This window comes from Marinobacter sp. KM021 (assembly GCF_050707965.1).
Lineage (GTDB): Bacteria > Pseudomonadota > Gammaproteobacteria > Pseudomonadales > Oleiphilaceae > Marinobacter > Marinobacter shengliensis.
In genome coordinates, this window is sequence record NZ_CP136129.1 from 2,962,237 (window position 1) to 2,978,340 (window position 16,104).

At 59.0% G+C, this 16,104-nt stretch carries 12 protein-coding genes; 5 read left to right on the forward strand and 7 right to left on the reverse strand.

Annotated features, from left to right (window positions below; genetic code table 11):
- Positions 1-125: 125 nt before the first annotated feature.
- On the forward strand, positions 126-2,312 hold the full coding sequence (locus RVM24_RS13990) for a TonB-dependent receptor family protein (protein ID WP_431474246.1): 2,187 nt from the start codon (positions 126-128) through the stop codon (positions 2,310-2,312).
- 127 nt (positions 2,313-2,439) lie between these two features.
- Complete coding sequence (locus tag RVM24_RS13995; RefSeq protein WP_431474247.1) at positions 2,440-3,375, forward strand: alpha/beta fold hydrolase; 936 nt, start codon at positions 2,440-2,442, stop codon at positions 3,373-3,375.
- On the opposite strand, the gene senA is transcribed toward RVM24_RS13995, so the two are convergent.
- The 3 genes from senA to RVM24_RS14010 form a co-directional block, all read right to left on the reverse strand.
- Positions 3,368-4,714 (reverse strand): selenoneine synthase SenA, encoded by a 1,347-nt coding sequence (gene senA, locus RVM24_RS14000; protein ID WP_431474248.1) that lies wholly within the window; start codon positions 4,712-4,714, stop codon positions 3,368-3,370. The two genes, RVM24_RS13995 and senA, sit on opposite strands and share 8 nt — an antisense overlap.
- Before the next feature lie 252 nt (positions 4,715-4,966).
- The gene (locus tag RVM24_RS14005; protein WP_431474249.1) at positions 4,967-8,080 is read right to left on the reverse strand and encodes an efflux RND transporter permease subunit; all 3,114 of its coding nucleotides are present in this window, start codon (positions 8,078-8,080) and stop codon (positions 4,967-4,969) included.
- On the reverse strand, positions 8,080-9,246 hold the full coding sequence (locus tag RVM24_RS14010; protein ID WP_431474250.1) for an efflux RND transporter periplasmic adaptor subunit: 1,167 nt from the start codon (positions 9,244-9,246) through the stop codon (positions 8,080-8,082). Before RVM24_RS14010 ends, RVM24_RS14005 begins: the two co-directional genes overlap by 1 nt.
- Before the next feature lie 172 nt (positions 9,247-9,418).
- On the opposite strand from RVM24_RS14010, the gene RVM24_RS14015 reads away from it, so the two are divergent.
- The gene (locus RVM24_RS14015) at positions 9,419-10,021 is read left to right on the forward strand and encodes a TetR family transcriptional regulator (protein ID WP_319634699.1); all 603 of its coding nucleotides are present in this window, start codon (positions 9,419-9,421) and stop codon (positions 10,019-10,021) included.
- On the opposite strand, the gene RVM24_RS14020 is transcribed toward RVM24_RS14015, so the two are convergent.
- Positions 10,022-11,839, reverse strand: a complete 1,818-nt coding sequence (locus tag RVM24_RS14020; RefSeq protein WP_431474251.1) for an SLC13 family permease — start codon at positions 11,837-11,839, stop codon at positions 10,022-10,024.
- 272 nt (positions 11,840-12,111) lie between these two features.
- Between RVM24_RS14020 and RVM24_RS14025 the strand changes: the two genes are divergently transcribed.
- Positions 12,112-13,497: a sigma 54-interacting transcriptional regulator gene (locus RVM24_RS14025; protein ID WP_431474252.1), complete on the forward strand. Its 1,386-nt coding sequence runs from the start codon at positions 12,112-12,114 to the stop codon at positions 13,495-13,497.
- Positions 13,494-14,558, forward strand: a complete 1,065-nt coding sequence (locus RVM24_RS14030; protein ID WP_431474253.1) for a transporter — start codon at positions 13,494-13,496, stop codon at positions 14,556-14,558. Before RVM24_RS14025 ends, RVM24_RS14030 begins: the two co-directional genes overlap by 4 nt.
- Positions 14,559-14,565: 7 nt before the next feature.
- Here the strand turns inward: RVM24_RS14030 and RVM24_RS14035 are convergent, their stop codons facing one another.
- Genes RVM24_RS14035 through RVM24_RS14045 form a run of 3 tightly spaced genes read right to left on the reverse strand, consistent with a single transcriptional unit; the run spans position 14,566 to position 16,078 of the window.
- Entirely contained in the window at positions 14,566-15,030 is a 465-nt protein-coding gene (locus RVM24_RS14035; protein ID WP_058092441.1) for a hypothetical protein, read from the reverse strand.
- Positions 15,031-15,034: 4 nt separating this feature from the next.
- Entirely contained in the window at positions 15,035-15,727 is a 693-nt protein-coding gene (locus tag RVM24_RS14040; protein ID WP_431474254.1) for a C39 family peptidase, read from the reverse strand.
- A gap of 15 nt (positions 15,728-15,742) precedes the next feature.
- Positions 15,743-16,078, reverse strand: a complete 336-nt coding sequence (locus RVM24_RS14045; RefSeq protein WP_058092439.1) for a hypothetical protein — start codon at positions 16,076-16,078, stop codon at positions 15,743-15,745.
- Between the last annotated feature and the right edge of the window lie 26 nt (positions 16,079-16,104).

Sequence of the window (16,104 nt, forward strand, 5' to 3'; positions counted from 1 at the left end):
GGGTTTTTTTATGGTCGAAAGCCAATAGGAACCCCAAATCTACATCATAATAATTACTTGTTGTTAACGCTTATCATTTGTATAATTGCAACACTTATTCAATAACACCTGCACAGGATGCGATTATGCAACAACGTTTTAACCGCCGTTTTATCGTAGCCGCCATCATGGCCGCCTCCCTTCCTGCCGTGGCCCAGGAGCACACACTGAAGGAGCTGGTAATCATCGGGGACGAGACCTCAGCCGCCAGCCTGCCGGGCTCAGCCCATGTGGTAACAAACGAAGACCTGGAAACCATGAAGTACACCGACGTGCACCGAGTGGTAAAGGAAGTGCCTGGCGTTTATCTGCTTGAAGAGGAAGGCTACGGCCTGCGTCCTAACATCGGCATTCGCGGCTCCGGTTCCGGGCGGTCCGGCAAGGTTACCATGATGGAAGACGGCGTGCTGATGGCACCTGCGCCCTACTCTGGGCCAGCCGCCTACTACTTCCCGTCCTTCGGCCGCATCAACGGCGTTGAAGTGCTGAAAGGCCCGGACCTGCTCCGTTACGGCCCGGCCACCGTTGGTGGCGCCATTAACCTGCGTTCCACGCCGATTCCGACCACGACCGGCGGCCGGGTAACGGCGGAAATTGCCGAAGATAACGGCAAACGTATCCATGCCTGGTATGGCGCCAACAGCGAACAGGCCGGATGGCTGATCGAAACTCACCAGCATGAAAGTGACGGCTTCAAGGACATCCGCCAGTCAGACCGCGAAGCCGGCTTCGACAAGCAGGATTATGTCGCCAAGCTCCGCCTGAACACACGCCCGGACGCCGACATCTACCATCAGCTCGACCTGAAAGTGGATTACAGCGAAGAGCTGAGCCTGGAAACCTACCTCGGCCTGACCGACGCGGACTTCAATGCCAACCCGGACCAGCGCTACTTCGCCTCTGAACGGGACAACATGGACACCCAGCGCACCGGTTTCATGGCCCGGCACCTGGTGGATTTCAACAACGATGTAACCCTGACCACCACGGCCTACCGCAACGAATTCAAACGCAACTGGTACAAAGCGGCGGGGCTGAACTCCCTGATCAATGCAGCCAATGGCGGTGACGCCCTGGCCCAGCAACGGCTCCGCGGTGAGGCGGATCTCGCCGGCATCAAGATCAAGAACAACGCCCGTGAATATGAATCCCAGGGTATCGACTTTGTGGCGGACTGGGGCCTTAACCTGAGCGGAATGCGTCACGACCTGACCTTTGGCCTGCGCTACCACGAAGACGAGGTGGATCGCCTGCAGCCGGAAGATACCTTCGACCAGGTCATCGTGAACGGCCGTCCGGTTCTGCAGTATGTCTCAACCACGTCCGGAAATGGCATCAGTGGCAGCAACAACGCCATTGAAAAAGCCGAGGCCTGGAGCACCTACATTGCAGACCGCGTTACCGTAAACGATCGACTGACCGTTACCGGCCTGCTCAGGTACGAGGATATCGAAACCAGCCGTGTACGCTATCAGCAAGAGGCCCGCACCGATGTACAGGACCGTGCCTCAAACAGCACTGGTGAACTTCTGCCAGGCCTGGGCGCAACCTACAAACTGGATGGCGGCGTCACACTTCTGGCCGGTGTTCATCGGGGTATGGCTCCGGCTGGAGCCGGCAGCACCGATGTTGAGCCCGAACTCAGCACCAACTACGAGCTCGGCGCCCGGATTCAGCGCGGCGCTGGCCGCTACGAGCTGATCGGCTTCTACAGTGACTATGAAAACACGGTCCAGAACTGCTCCGTCGCTACCCCTTGCGCTGGCGGCCAGGACACCGGTTCGGTCAGTCAGGGTGAAGCCCGCATTCAGGGTATTGAAGCCCTGGCAGGCTACGAGTTCGCTCTGACCAACGGCCTGTCTGTTCCGGTTGAAGCCACCTGGACCTACACCGATGCCGAGGTCACCAAAGACAGCGATTCCGGTAACGTTCTGAAGGGCGACAACCTTGTTTACCTGCCAGAGAACGTCCTGAACCTGCGCACCGGGCTGCGCGCCGGGGACCAGTGGGACGCCTACCTGAACGTGTCATACGTCGACGAGATGTGTATCGACAACACCTGCGACCGCAGTGGCACCGACAACACCTTCAGGAAGACCGAATCGCTCACCGTAGTTGATCTTTCCGGCAGCTACCGCGTTGCCGAAGGCGCCCGCGTCTTTGCCAAACTCGATAACGTGTTCGATACCCAGAAAATCATCGCTCGCTCACCCGATGGCGCCCGGCCAAACCTGCCGCGCACCGCATCTGTGGGCGTTACCGTTGATTTCTGATCGACGTCTCCACACAAAAGGCTGACGGACCAGCCTGACTCAGGAAAACTTCAGCCCGGCCATTGACCGGGCTTTTTTCTGGGTTAGTGTAAGCGTTCACAACGAACACAATGACAAGGAGTTCTCCGTGCCGCGCTCTGCTCTTAACCTCGCCCTATTACTTGCAACCACACTGCTGATCAGCGCCTGCTCGAAACAGAGCATCTACGACAGCGCCATTGGCTGGGAGCGTTCCAGCGCCGGCCTTGAGACAGCGGAAGTGTCGATTGGCGAGTTGGACATTGCCTATCTGCGCAGCAAAGAGGCTGTAGAAGGTGACACCTTGGTGCTGATACACGGGTTCGGCGCTAATAAGGATAACTGGACGCGGCTGGCGAAGGAGTTCAAGGGCGAGTTCAATGTCTACGCCATCGACCTGCCCGGCCATGGCGACAGCAGCAAACCCCTGGACATCGGCTACCGGTTTGAAGACCAGGTGAACTACCTGAATCAGGTCCTGGCCGAACTGGGCGTTAAGCAGTTCCATATGATGGGTAACTCCATGGGCGGCGCGATCACCGCGCTCTACGCCGCCACCCATCCGGAGCAGATCCAGACCGCAGTGCTGTTCGATCCCGCCGGTATCTTTGAGTATGAAAGCGAACTGGTAGATCGGGTGCTGGATGGTGACAACCCGCTGATCCCGAAAAAAGAAGGCGATTTCGATCGTCTGCTGGACTTCGCCCTGGAAAAGCGCCCGTTTGTACCCTGGCCTATTTTTGATGTGATGGAAGAAAAAGCCATCGCCAACCGGGAAGTGAACGAGGTTATCTTTGCCGCCATTCGCGACACCGGATTTGAGCCAGACTTCCGCGACGCCATTACCCGGATCGAAGCTCCGGTACTGGTGGTCTGGGGTAAGCTGGACCGGGTAATCGACTACCGCAACGCCGATGTGTTTGTGGAAGCCATCCCCAATGCCCGAAAAGTGCTTCTGGACGATATTGGCCATGCGCCCATGGTTGAAACACCTGCGGAATCTGCTCAGCTATTCCGGGACTTTCTGGCAGAAAGCGTCAAATAGCGCAGGTACGGAACCCGGTATACACATCACCGCGAAACGGCAGGTAAGCCTGCCGGTAAGTGCCTCGAATCAGGTTGGATGACGTGGCACAGCTGCCACCCTTGGTGACCTTATGGGTGGCAAACTGCAAGGTGGACATAAACGGGTACATGTCCACCTTGAAACCGTCATAGGGCAGGAAGTCGTTGGTGGTCCATTCCCACACCGAGCCAATCATCTGCCGGCAACCCGACCGGCTGTCCCCGGCGGGATAATCCCACACCGGATTCCGGGCCATGGTGCGGCTGTCCAAATCCGCCCTTGAACTGTCCGGGGCGTCATTGCCCCAGGGATAACGGCGGAACGGTTCCCCGGGCTTGTTGCCCAGCGCTGCCACTTCCCATTCATACTCCGTCGGCAACCGACGCCCCGCCCACTTGCAGTACGCCTCCGCTTCCCAATAGGTCACATGGGTAACCGGCGCATCCGGCTCCAGGGCCAGCCACTGGTCGAACACCCGCTCTTGCCACTGGCCGTCATGCCAGCGCCAGTACAACGGGTGCCGGGGTACATGCATCAGGGGTTCCTTTACACCGTATACCAGGCTGACATCCTGCTCAGACTCCAGCCATTTCCGGCCACCGAACGACCACAACTCCGGCCGCTGGTAGCCGCAATCGTCCACAAACGCCTGAAACTCCCGATTGCTCACCAGCGTACGACTGATGGCAAACGCCGGTAGTTCAATCTCGAAGCGGGGTTTCTCGGCATCAAAGGCAAAGTCTTCGGTGGCGAACTGCTCCGACTCGCCAGGCATACCAATTACCCAGCGCCCGGCAGGGATTTCCGCATCCCCGGCGATCGCCTCGCCCGGGGATGGCCGGTCACCCTTGAAATCCACAGGCGCCGGATACCCCACCGTCTGCCGGCACCAGATCAGCGACTCGATGTGCATATTCTGGTGGTAAATCGCGTAGCGGTAGAGATACAGCTCCCGCTCGGTCAACTCACGGCTCTTGATGCGCTCTGCAACCCGATCGTAAATGGCATTGAAGTACGTGAGCGTTTCCTCACGGCCGGGAAACAAATCCCGGCGCCAGCGATCTTTGTGGTCAACATGGAAGGAATCCCATAGGTCATCCATAGCTGGATCATAACTGGGCGAGCCATCCAGCAGGTTGAACACGAAGACCTCGTAGAAGAACGCAGAATGCCCCATTTCCCAGAGCGGAGGGTTTACACCTGGATGGTAGGGAACATCGAGTTGCTGCTCCGGCAGCGTGCAGATCAGTTGCTCCGTGCGTGATCTGGCTAACTCTAACTCTTCCAGCAGCTGAATCTTATTGTCTTCGACAACCATAAGCCCTAACTCCAGAGCGTTTCACTCCCATAGTCTGGGAATCAGTGATGGGGAGATGCTTTCTGAAACCTTGCGGAGCCAGGGATGGCGGAGCAGAGCGTACACGGATGTATTCACAGCGTGTTTCAGAAAGCATCTCCCCATCACTGGTTCCTTCACCCAAACAGGATAACAAAGAAAAAACCGCCGAGGTCGGAAACCCACGGCGGTTCAGTCGCTATCAATACGATAGGCGCAGAAAATCAGGCCACCTCAGGCAGCCTTCTTGCGGTTACGCCGCCAGTCGGCCAGATCTTCGATCAGCTTGTAGAACAGCGGCACGAAGAACAGCGCCAGGGTACTGGCCGCCAGCATACCGCCCACCACTACGGTACCGATTTCCTGACGGGAAACCGCACCCGCACCGGTACTGAAGGCCAGCGGCATGGAGCCCACGATGAACGTCAGTGCCGTCATCATAATGGCCCGGAAACGCTGGCGTGCAGCCGTGCTGGCAGCATCAAAGGAACTCATGCCACTTTTCCGGTTCTGAGCGGCAAATTCCACGATCAGAATGGCGTTTTTCGCCGCCAGGCCAATCAGCACCAACAAACCCACCTGGAAGTAGATATCGTTGGGGAAACCACGGAGTAACGATGCCAGAGCAGCACCAAAGACACCGAACGGCACAGCGGTCGCTACCGCCACCGGCAAGCCCCAGCGTTCGTACTGGGCGGCCAGGATCAGGAATACCAGCAGCAGGCCCATGCCGAAGGCAAGCGTGCCGGAGTCCGCAGAATCCTGCAGCTGATAGGCTTCACCGGTCCAGCCCAGCAGGGTGTTACGATCAAACTGTTCCGACGCCACCGCCTGCAGGGCCGCCAGGGCGTCACCGGTGGTGAAGCCCGGCGACGGGTCTGCCAGCAGTTTGGCGGCCGGATACACGTTGAACCTGTTCAGGATATCGGGGCCGCTGACCCGCTCCAGTTCCACCAGGGAACTCAGCGGAATCATCTCGCCATAGTTGGAGCGCACAAACACCCGGCGCAGGTCGTCCGGATGGCTACGGAACTCACCCTCAGACTGAAGATTTACCTGCCAGTTGCGGCCCTGCAGGGTGAAGTCGTTCACGTACAGGCCACCAAAGGTGCTCTGCATGGTGGTGAAGATCTGGTCAATCGGAACCCCGGCAGCCTGGGCCTTTTCCCGATCCACGTTGGCCTTGTAACGGGGAATGCCGGTATCCAGGGTCACCCGCACATTCTGCAGTTCCGGCCGGGCATTGGCGGCCTGGGTGAACTGGTCTGCCATGGCCTTGATCTCAGCCGGGGTGCGGCCACCACGGGCCTGTATATAGCCTTCCACACCACCGGTGGTGGACAAGCCCTGAATCGGAGGCGGGGTAAAGGCAATCACGAATGCTTCCGGCATCCCAAAGCCAATGCCCATGATCTTGTTGGCGATGTCGGCCGCCTTCTGACCCTCGCCTTCCCGCTCTGCCCAGTCTTCCAGTGTCACGAAGGCCACACCACTGTTGGTCCGCAGGGCGCTGGAGATGATGTCGAAACCGGCAAAGGACACCACGTCTTTCACTTCCGGCAGTTGCATCATCTGCTCAACCAGCTGGTCGCGAGTGTCCGCCGTCCGGCTCAGGGCCGAGGTGGGGGGCAGCGAATAGGCCGCCAACACGAACCCCTGGTCTTCCTGGGGCACCAGGCCAGAGGGCATTTTGTTCAGCAGGAAAGCGGTGCCGCCAAGCATCGCTGCAAACAGCAGCACGCCAATCACCGCATGGCGCAGCAACCAGTCCACCACGGCAGAGAAGCCGTTAGTGAGTTTGTCGAAGCCGGCGTCAAACCAGCGGAATACGGCCAACTGTTTGCCTTCGTGGCCGAGCAACAAAGCACACATCGCCGGTGTCAGGGTCAGCGCCACGATACCGGATATCACCACCGACACCGCGATGGTTATCGCAAACTGCCGGTAAAGCTCACCGCTGAGCCCGCCCAGGAAGGCCACCGGGGCAAACACCGCCACCAATACCAGAGTGGATGACACCACCGCGCCAGACACCTGCTGAATGGTGAGAACCGCCGCATTGTAGGAAGACAAGCCCTGCTCCTTCATCAGGCGCTCGGCGTTTTCCATGATGATGATGGCGTTATCCACCACTACCCCGATCGCCAGTATCAAGCCGAACAGGGTCAGCAAGTTGACCGAGAACCCCAGTGCCTGCATGCCGGCAAAGGTACCAATCAGGGACACCGGGATGGCAATCAGCGGTATCAGGGTGGCGTTGAAATGCTGCAGGAACAGGAAGGTCACCAGCACCACCAGCAACACCGCCACAATGAAGGTGGAGATCACCTCCTGGATCGAGATATCAATGAACCGGGTGGTGTCGTAGGGCACGTTGTATTCCAGGCCCTCCGGGAAGCGGTCTGCAATTTCTTCCATGGCCGCGTTCACGGCATCGGCAGCGTCCAAAGCATTGGCGCCGGGCTGAAGGTACACCCCCATGGGCACGGTGGCACCACCATTGTACACCGCTGCGAAGTCGTAGTTCTGGGCGCCCAGCTCGATTCTGGCGACGTCTTTCAGGCGCAGGGAGGCACCCTGATCATCACTGCGCAGGATCACCTCACCGAACTCTTCAGGGCTGGTAAGCCGGCCCGGGGCCGACACGCTGAAGGTAAACGCCTGCCCTTCGGGCGCTGGTTCCGCCCCGATCCGACCCGCAGCAAACTGGGCGTTCTGGGCGCGCAAGGCAATGGCTACATCGTTGGGAGTCAGCTCGTACTGGGCAAGTTTGTCCGGCCTCAGCCACACCCGCATGGAATAATCCTGGGCCCCGAACAGGGAGGCATCGCCAATACCGGGCAACCGCACTAACTCATCCAGCACGTTCAGCAAGGCATAGTTGGAGATCTCCACCACATTCATGGTGTTATCCGGAGAAGACAGGGTAATCACCTGCAGGATGGAGGTGGAACGGGCTTCCACTTTCAACCCCTGGTTACGGACGGACTGTGGCAGGCGAGCCAGCGCCTGCTGTACCCGGTTGTTGACGTTGATGGTGGCCTGGTCAGGATCGGTGCCAATCTCGAACGAGACCGTCACCCGGAAGCTGCCGGAGTCTGTGGCACTGGATTCCAGGTAGATCATGTTGTCCACGCCGTTGATTTCCTGCTCCAGCGGCGCCACCACTGAATCCGAAATCACGTCCGCGCTGGCACCCGGGAAACGGCCGTCCACCACCACCTGGGGCGGAACTACGTTTGGATACTGTTCTACGGGCAGCCCGATTAGCGCCAGAAGACCACCAAGCGTGATGATGATGGAAACGACCGATGCGAAGATCGGCCGGTCGATGAAGGTCCGCAGCATCAGTCTGAGCCTCCCTCATCATCGGTATTGGTGACGTTTACCGTTGCGCCATCACGCAGGTTAACCAGGCCGCTGACGATGTAACGATCACCTTCTTCCAGGCCGCTGAGAATGATCTGGCGACCGCTACTCACCGGGCCAAGCTCTACCCGACGTGCCTTTGCGGTGCTCTCATCGTCAACCACATAGACCACCGGCCCGTTCGGCCCCTGAGTCACCGCTCTTTCCGGAATTGCGATGGCATCTTCGAAGCTCTGCAACTCAACCCGAACCCGTACAAACTGGCCGGGCACGATCACATTCTCCGGGTTACCAAAGACCGCGCGGGCCGATACTGTACCGGTACGCGGGTCCAGCGTGGAGGCGGTAAAGTCGATCTGCCCATCCAGCTCATATTCCTGGCCGTCGGCCAGTATCAGACGGGCGGCCACTTCCTGATCGCCGGCACCGCGCATCCCCTCGCGGGCAGCCCGGCGAATGTTGGCGTCGTTCTCAGGCAGGGCAAAGCGCACATGGATCGGGTCCAGCTGGACAATCGTGGTCAGCAGGGTACCGGAGCTGATCAGACTGCCTTCGGGAAAATCTTCCAGGCTGGTGACACCGCTGACCGGCGCGGTTACCGAGGTATAACCAAGGTCCAGCTCCGCCTGGGCGACGCCGGCATTGGCCACCGCCAGATTGGCCTGGGCCAGCTCCAGTGCGGACTGGGCAGCATCCCGGTCCCGTTCACTCACCGCGTTGCGCTGGAACAGCGACGATATACGGTTCCATTCACGCTCGGCTTGGCGCAGGTCAGCCTCTGCCACCTGGCGCTGGGCCTGTGCCCTTTGCAACGCCGCTTCCGCAGGCTTGCGATCGATCCGGAACAGCGGGTCGCCTTCCTGCACCATCTGCCCTTCTTCGTACAGGCGCTCCTCAAGGATGCCCTGAATACGGGCCCGTACTTCCACCTCTCGGGCCCCCCTTGCTCGGCCGGCATAATCCTGGCGAACACTCACATCTTCCGCTTCGGCTCGCTCCACCACCACGGCTGCTGGCGGCATTCCACCATCCTGCGGGTTACCGGCTTCGTCGTTACTGCAAGCACTCAAAATAAACAGAGAAGACAAACCTGCAACCAAAAGCCCGTTTCGGGCCATTGGCCGGTGAACGTTATCAATGCGCATGGCGCGGTCTCCTGAAAACCGGTTAAAAGACATAAGGCAAGCCGGGGTGGGATAGCGAGCCCGGGATAATACACAAAGTTAATAGGGCGCTAAAATACATCCATCCATGTATGTATGTAAACTAATTTCCTTTATACTCCGTTTTTTTCCGATCAGATGACAGTGACTGACCATGGCCCGCAAAACAAAAGCCGAAGCCGAAGCCACCCGGGAAGCCATTCTCGATGCGGCGGAATGCGTCTTTATGGACAAGGGCGTTGCCAAAACCTCGCTGGAAGAAATCGCCCGCAAGGCCGGCGTTACCCGAGGCGCGGTGTACTGGCATTTCCGCAACAAGGCGGACATCCTGGACGCCATGCTTGAGCGAGTGCGAGCGCCTCTGGGTGAGATGATGGATGAGACTGCGGAAGCGGATCAGGGGCTTGAGAGCCTGAAAAACCTGTGCATTGTCGCACTTCGCAAACTGGCCCAGGACACCCGCTACTTTCGCGTTTACATGATCCTGTTCCATCGTAATGAATCTGACCAGGCCATCGCCAAACACCGGGAGCTGGCCCGGGAAGCCACAGAGTTTGTCACGGAAATCCTGGAACGCCCGGAAAACCGGATAAAGCTGCACCCGGAACTAACGCCCGCCCAGGCCGCCTACTTGCTGCATACACAGATGCTGGGACTGTTTTTTGACTGGCTGGCCGATCCGGAGCAGTGGCCGCTCGCGGAAGTAGCCCCTACGTTTGTTGAGAGCTATTTTCGAGGGGTTCTGGCCTCAAGTTGATCAGCCCCAGACCCAGAGGATCATCGGTACCGCGACAACGGTCACCAACACCGACAACGGTAAGCCAAGGCGCCAGTAATCCCCGAAACGATAACCCGCTGGCTCCATCACCAGGGCATTGGACTGATGCCCGATGGGGGTAAGGAAGGCACAGGAAGCCCCTACCGCGACCGCCATCAGCACGGCATCCGAAGCCAACCCGAGCTGGCTGGATACCCCGAGGGCAATCGGGGCAACCAGAATGGCAGCCGCCGCGTTATTAACCACGTTCGACAACAACATGGTGCCCACCAGTATGATGCTCAACGCCACCCAAGCAGCCTGCCCTTGGGCAACCGTCAGGATTTGCTCCGCTATCAACGCAGCACCACCCGTGGTTTCAAGGGCCTGCCCTACCGGAATCATTGCGGCGAGCAGCACGATCACCGGCCAGTCGATGGCGCGGTAGGCATCGCCGGCATCCATCAACTGCACCAGCACCATGGCCACGGCACAGGCCACCAGCGCCACGGGCGGTGTCAGCAGGCCAGAGAGGATGATCGCGATGGCGGCGAGGAACACCCCGCCGGCCAGCCAGAGATTTTTCTCCCGGCCGAGGGTCAAGCCCCGCTCCGCCAGCGGCAGGCAACCCAGGGTTTGCAGTGTCGATAACAAATTGTCTTCATAGCCCTGCACCAGCAGGATATCTCCGGAACGGAATCGGATTTCTGCCAGGCGCCGCTTTAATCGATGCCCCTGCCGGGCAATGGCCACCACGTTCAAACCGTAGCGTTCTCTCAGGTTCAGTCGGTTGGCGGAACGCCCGATTAAACGCGACGATGGTGAAATCACGGCTTCCGTCAGTCGAACGTCCCCGGCTGCCACCTGCTCTTCGGTGCCCTCTCGGGATGTCATTGGCTCCGACTCTTTCCCTTCTTCATCCTCGTCGTTCACCGCATTGGCAAGTGCCAGCCCGGTTTGCTCGACAAACTCCTGCAGACTCTCGGTGTCGGCTTCCACCAACAGCACATCGCCGCACTTCAGCACGTTGAAGGTTGATGGTGCTGGCGAGACCTCCTCTCCCCGAATCAATGCCAGTACCACCAGGCTCTTCTCGGTGCCGCCCGAGGTAAGCAGGTTGTGCAGTGTGCCACCCGCAAAGGGCGACTCTTCTGGCACCTTCAGTTCAGTAACATACTCACCAACGCTGAACAGTTTGTCGCCACCAGCCGGGTCGTCGCGCTTGGGTGTCAGACGCCAGCCAATCACACCGATGAACACGATGCCGACAGCGGTAATGGCCAGCCCAACAGGCGCAAAATCAAACAGGCCGAAAGAGCCCGCTTCGCGATAACTGGCAATAATGATATTGGGGGGTGTACCAATCAGGGTAATGGTGCCTCCTAGCAAAGAGCCGAAGGCAAGTGGCATCAGCAGCAAAGACGGAGAGCGCCCGGACTGCCGCGACATCCAGATCGCCACGGGCATCAACAGCGCAAGCGCACCCACGTTATTGATAAAGCCGGAACACAAGGCCACCACCAGAGTCAGGGTGATGACCTGCAGAACGGCGTTACGTCCAACCTTACCAAGCAATCGGGCGACTGCATCCACAACGCCACCGTTTACCAGCCCCTGGCTGATCACCAATACAGCGGCTACGGTAATCACCGCGGGGTGACCAAATCCCGCGAACAACTGGTCGGGGGCAACCAGGCCGGAGACAGCAACCGCCAGCAAGGCGAGCATGGCTACGATATCGAAGCGCAGGCGGTTCCAGATAAACAGGGCAAGGGTTGTGCCCAGAATCAGAAACACCGTCCATTGATCAGATAGCATGGAGCCACCCCACTCTTCGGCCAGACATGTCAGCTTTCCTTACAGAGCTACCGTCAGTGCGCCCCACACCCATCTCCAACTATCTGTATTTTAATCGCCCTAAAAAACTGGTGCAGAATCTGCTTGCCTGGCTTTCAGGGATTCCGCCTGCAGTATAAAGACGCATCAGCAGGTCACAGGGCCGTGGTCGACTATAGCAGTTTCCGCATTCGCTCCCCCAAGATTCCCTCGAAAAGCAGTCGGTTGTTCAGTCACTTTGCTGGAGCAAGGTTATGGAACAGAAACGACCGCTCGTCTGGTTGTCGGCGGATTCAGGCCAGAACCCGGCGCCAATGTCGCTCGCTTGCCAGTGGGCGATCGTGCCGATTGATATCAACACCCAACCCCTGGCCAACTTACCGCATTGGCGGGGGCCGGCGGTGGGCGTGTGTGTTATCGCCGACCTCGAGCTTGCCGGATTACCGTTGTTCGGACCCTGGCTGGAAGCTTTACCGGTATCATCCTGGCTCGCCCTGGTTCGGCGTGAGCAACTGCAACACCCAGCAGTACGCCAAATGATTCGGGAATTCTGCCAGGATTACCACACCCTTCCCATCGCGCCCTACCGCCTGTCAGATAGTCTTGGCCACATGTGGGGCATGGCGAAACTGACCGAGGCACTGGCCAGCTCTGACCATACCAGTAATTATCACCAGTACGCGCTCGAAGGCCCCTCCGGCGCCATTCGCATGGCCCGCAGTCTGATTCGCAAGTTCTCCACCACCAATGAGCCGCTGCTGATTTACGGCGCAAGCGGCACCGGCAAAGAGGCGGCAGCGCACTTCGCCTACGAGCATTCCGATCGCCGCACGCAGGCCCTGGTCAATGTAAACTGCGCCGCACTGCCCGCTTCATTAACCCAGAGCGAGCTGTTCGGACACGAACGGGGGGCCTTCACTCACGCCCTGAACAAGCGCATGGGGCGGATCGCTGCAGCCGATGGAGGCACCCTGGTACTCACCGGTGCCGATGAACTAAGCCTGGAACAGCAATCAGCGATCCTGCGATTCCTTCAGGACGGTATCATTGAGCCCGTCGGCTCCAGTCACCCGATAAAGGTCAACGTCCGCATCATCGCAACCTGCAGCGTACCGTTGGAAAAGAGGGTGGAACAGGGGCTGTTTCGATCCGATGTGTTCTACCGGCTGGGCAATCTGAGCGTGACATTGCCTACCTTGAAAGAACGCCTCGAGGACATTCCATTCCTGGCCCGCCGAGCGCTGGATGCCTGCGATGGAAGCCAATATCAGATCGGAACCGACACCCTGGTCGCTCTGGCTCGCCATAGCTGGCCGGGCAACCTCCGAGAATTGCAGAATCGAATCCGCCAGGCGGTGCTGATGACTAAGTCACTGCACATTACGCCCGAAGACCTGGGGCTGGAGCCAACCGGCGCCCCTGCCCAACCAGACCGGTTCACCCTTGAGGCGTTCCGAGCCAGGGCTGAGGAGCAGGCCATCTCCACCAGCCTGTCGCTTACCCACCAGAACGTTTCCGCCGCCGCTCGCCTACTGAAGATTTCCCGGGTGTCGTTTTACCGGCTACTCGAAAAGCACAACCTGCAGCTCCCTTCCAGCATCAACCTGAACCCCGGCAGAGGGCAAGGAGACCGAACATGAAACCACTGACCCCGATAGCGTTAGCCGCAGCCCTGGCAACCACAGCCAACGCCGCGCCACCTGAACCAGACGCAAGGCCCAGAACAACCGCGGATGCCGCCCGACAACAGGCCGTTCAGGATACCGCAACGGACATCGCCTCGATCACTGCAGATCGGGGTATAGTGACCCGGCCCGGCCGCTTCACCATCGAACCCTCATTCTCCCACGCCCACAGTAACGCCACTCGGGTTGCGGTGGAGGGCTACACCATCATTCCCGCGTTGCTGATTGGCCTGATCAACATCTCCGAGATTCAGCGGGACATTTTCGTCAGCGCCGTGTCTTTGAAGTATGGGTTCACCAGCCGGTTTGAGGGCAGCGTTCGGGTGCCATACCTGAGCATCCGGGAGGATCTTCGGGAAAGGGAGATTTTCCAGGGTACGCCGGTAGACACCCTGCGAGAATCGTCCGGTGAAGGCCTTGGCGATGTTGAACTGGCCGTGCGTTACCAGCTCAACGACGGCCTCGATGGCTGGCCCTATCTGATCGGAGTTTTCCGGGCCAAGGCCCCGACCGGCGACGGCCCTTACGACGTCAAACAACGGGTGCTCACCGACAACAGCGGCAACCCCATGGGCATCGAACTGGCAGAACGGCCGACAGGATCCGGCTTCTGGTCGGTCGAACCTGGCCTCTCCTTCATTTACCCGACCGACCCGGCTGTGCTATTTGGCAACCTCAGTTACGTCTGGACCATCAAGGAGGAACAGGGCTTTGAAAATGGCGGCACCGTAGACCCGGGCGACGTGGTCCGCTTCGGATTCGGTATGGGCTTTGCGTTTAACGAACGGACGTCTTTCAGCCTCGGCTACGACCACTCGGTGATTCGTAAAACCACCTTTGAACACAACAACGATCTGTTCGCCGCCAATTTCGATCGTATTCAGGTGGGTTCACTGTCCTTCGGCCTGTCTCATCGGTTATCACCGGCAACCACCCTGAGCCTGACAGTCGCCGTTGGCGTTACCGATAACGCACCTAACAGTGAGATCACACTGAAACTGCCGATCAACCTGTAACCGGCAATCAGGGCAGGATCAGAGGCAGGCCGGAGTCTCTGGGCAGGCGATAGGCGCCACCCAGGTTGTTCAGTTCAATATTCAGCTGCCGGGTGTTCTGAATGACCGTGCTGTTGAGGCTGTTCTGGATCACGGTCATCCACCCCCCATTACCCGCAGCGCCGGACACCAGCTCCAGCCCCTGCAAGCCGGGGACGTTCGCGGACAGCACCGTTTCCATCTGGCTACTCCAAGCATTGGACACCGGGCGATTCAGGTCGGGAATCTGCAGTCTGTTGACCACCAGGGTATCCCCATTGACCGCCACCACCTGCTCTAGGCCAATGGCAATCTCCAGATTATCCAGCACAAATCCGCCCCGCAATTCGGCCAGTTCGTTGTCGCTGAGTGGAGGTGCTGACACCCGCATGTCGGACCAGGCGAGCGGTGCCACCAGCAGAAAAACCATGGATAGACCGGTACCCTTTGTCATGATCTCACCACTCCTGTGCGCTGGGCCAATAGGGCAAGGTATGGCCAACACCCGGCCCCTTGAGACCTTTGAACAGCGGTGCCCGGGCCAGTCCAGGCCATTGGCCGTCTGCCAGGAAGCTGGACCGCCCCTGGTCCAGATGGCTACGAATCACGAACGCTGAGCCATCCCAGCTTTGCTCAAATTCAGCCCAACTATAGGCCTTCAAACCCCGGGCGGGGTCTGCTACCAATACCTCGCTCTCACTGATGCCCCGGATAACCACAAAATGCCGGTAGCCCCCCAGGGTCACAAGGGCAATCACCGGCACCCGCACTTGCTCCCGCAGTCCACTCAGAGGCAGCCGGAATCCGTCGGCCTGATACCCCTCCGATTCCAGGTAGCGCTTCATATCGAGCATGGAAAAACCTTCTCGCCGAACCTTGTCTTCATCGGCGACGGCCAGCATCCCGACGAACACCTCCTGTTCATTGACCGGATGGTCATAGTGAAACGACAACAAGGTGGCCAGCGCTGCAGAGCCACAACTGAAATCGTACTGTTGCCGGAAGACATCCTGGTATCGCTGGTCCAGAAAACTGCTGACACTGACCTGTACATCGCCCCCGGGGCCGGGAACCAACACGGTTCCGGCAAAAGCCGTAGGCCACAGCAGGGTCGCCAGAACACCCGTCACCAGCTGTCGTAATCCCGCCATGGCCCGCCTCCGGTTTCAATGGTTGATGAGTATGTTGATCTGGGTACTGTCCTGGATGACGACCTGATTACCACTGTTCTGAATCACCGTGGCAACGCCGTTCATATTGTCGAAGGCGTGGTCGCTGATCCGGTTGTCGCCGGTAATCACCGGGCCGGACAGTACGTTGCCACTGACCAGACCATTCTGCTGGGTTTCATTCAGCTGCCATTGCATGGAGATGCCCTGGCGACCGCTGGCGGAATCCAGCTGTTCGGCACTCAGTGGTTCTACATCGGGCCAGTCACCCGCGTTCGCCGTTATGGCAAACAGGCTGCCCAGTACCAGTAAAAGCGTGACGCACCTTGTCATGACACATCTCCCGACAACACAGGGCT

What these genes read in the sequence shown, in the direction of transcription:
- senA (WP_431474248.1), bottom strand. Translation starts at nt 4,714, where the DNA reads ATGGTTGTCGAAGACAATAAGATTCAGCTGCTGGAAGAGTTAGAGTTA.
- RVM24_RS14030 (WP_431474253.1), top strand. Translation starts at nt 13,494, where the DNA reads ATGAAACCACTGACCCCGATAGCGTTAGCCGCAGCCCTGGCAACCACA.
- RVM24_RS13990 (WP_431474246.1), top strand. Translation starts at nt 126, where the DNA reads ATGCAACAACGTTTTAACCGCCGTTTTATCGTAGCCGCCATCATGGCC.
- RVM24_RS14020 (WP_431474251.1), bottom strand. Translation starts at nt 11,839, where the DNA reads ATGCTATCTGATCAATGGACGGTGTTTCTGATTCTGGGCACAACCCTT.
- RVM24_RS14005 (WP_431474249.1), bottom strand. Translation starts at nt 8,080, where the DNA reads ATGCTGCGGACCTTCATCGACCGGCCGATCTTCGCATCGGTCGTTTCC.
- RVM24_RS14010 (WP_431474250.1), bottom strand. Translation starts at nt 9,246, where the DNA reads ATGCGCATTGATAACGTTCACCGGCCAATGGCCCGAAACGGGCTTTTG.
- RVM24_RS14040 (WP_431474254.1), bottom strand. Translation starts at nt 15,727, where the DNA reads ATGGCGGGATTACGACAGCTGGTGACGGGTGTTCTGGCGACCCTGCTG.
- RVM24_RS14045 (WP_058092439.1), bottom strand. Translation starts at nt 16,078, where the DNA reads ATGACAAGGTGCGTCACGCTTTTACTGGTACTGGGCAGCCTGTTTGCC.
- RVM24_RS14025 (WP_431474252.1), top strand. Translation starts at nt 12,112, where the DNA reads ATGGAACAGAAACGACCGCTCGTCTGGTTGTCGGCGGATTCAGGCCAG.
- RVM24_RS14035 (WP_058092441.1), bottom strand. Translation starts at nt 15,030, where the DNA reads ATGACAAAGGGTACCGGTCTATCCATGGTTTTTCTGCTGGTGGCACCG.
- RVM24_RS14015 (WP_319634699.1), top strand. Translation starts at nt 9,419, where the DNA reads ATGGCCCGCAAAACAAAAGCCGAAGCCGAAGCCACCCGGGAAGCCATT.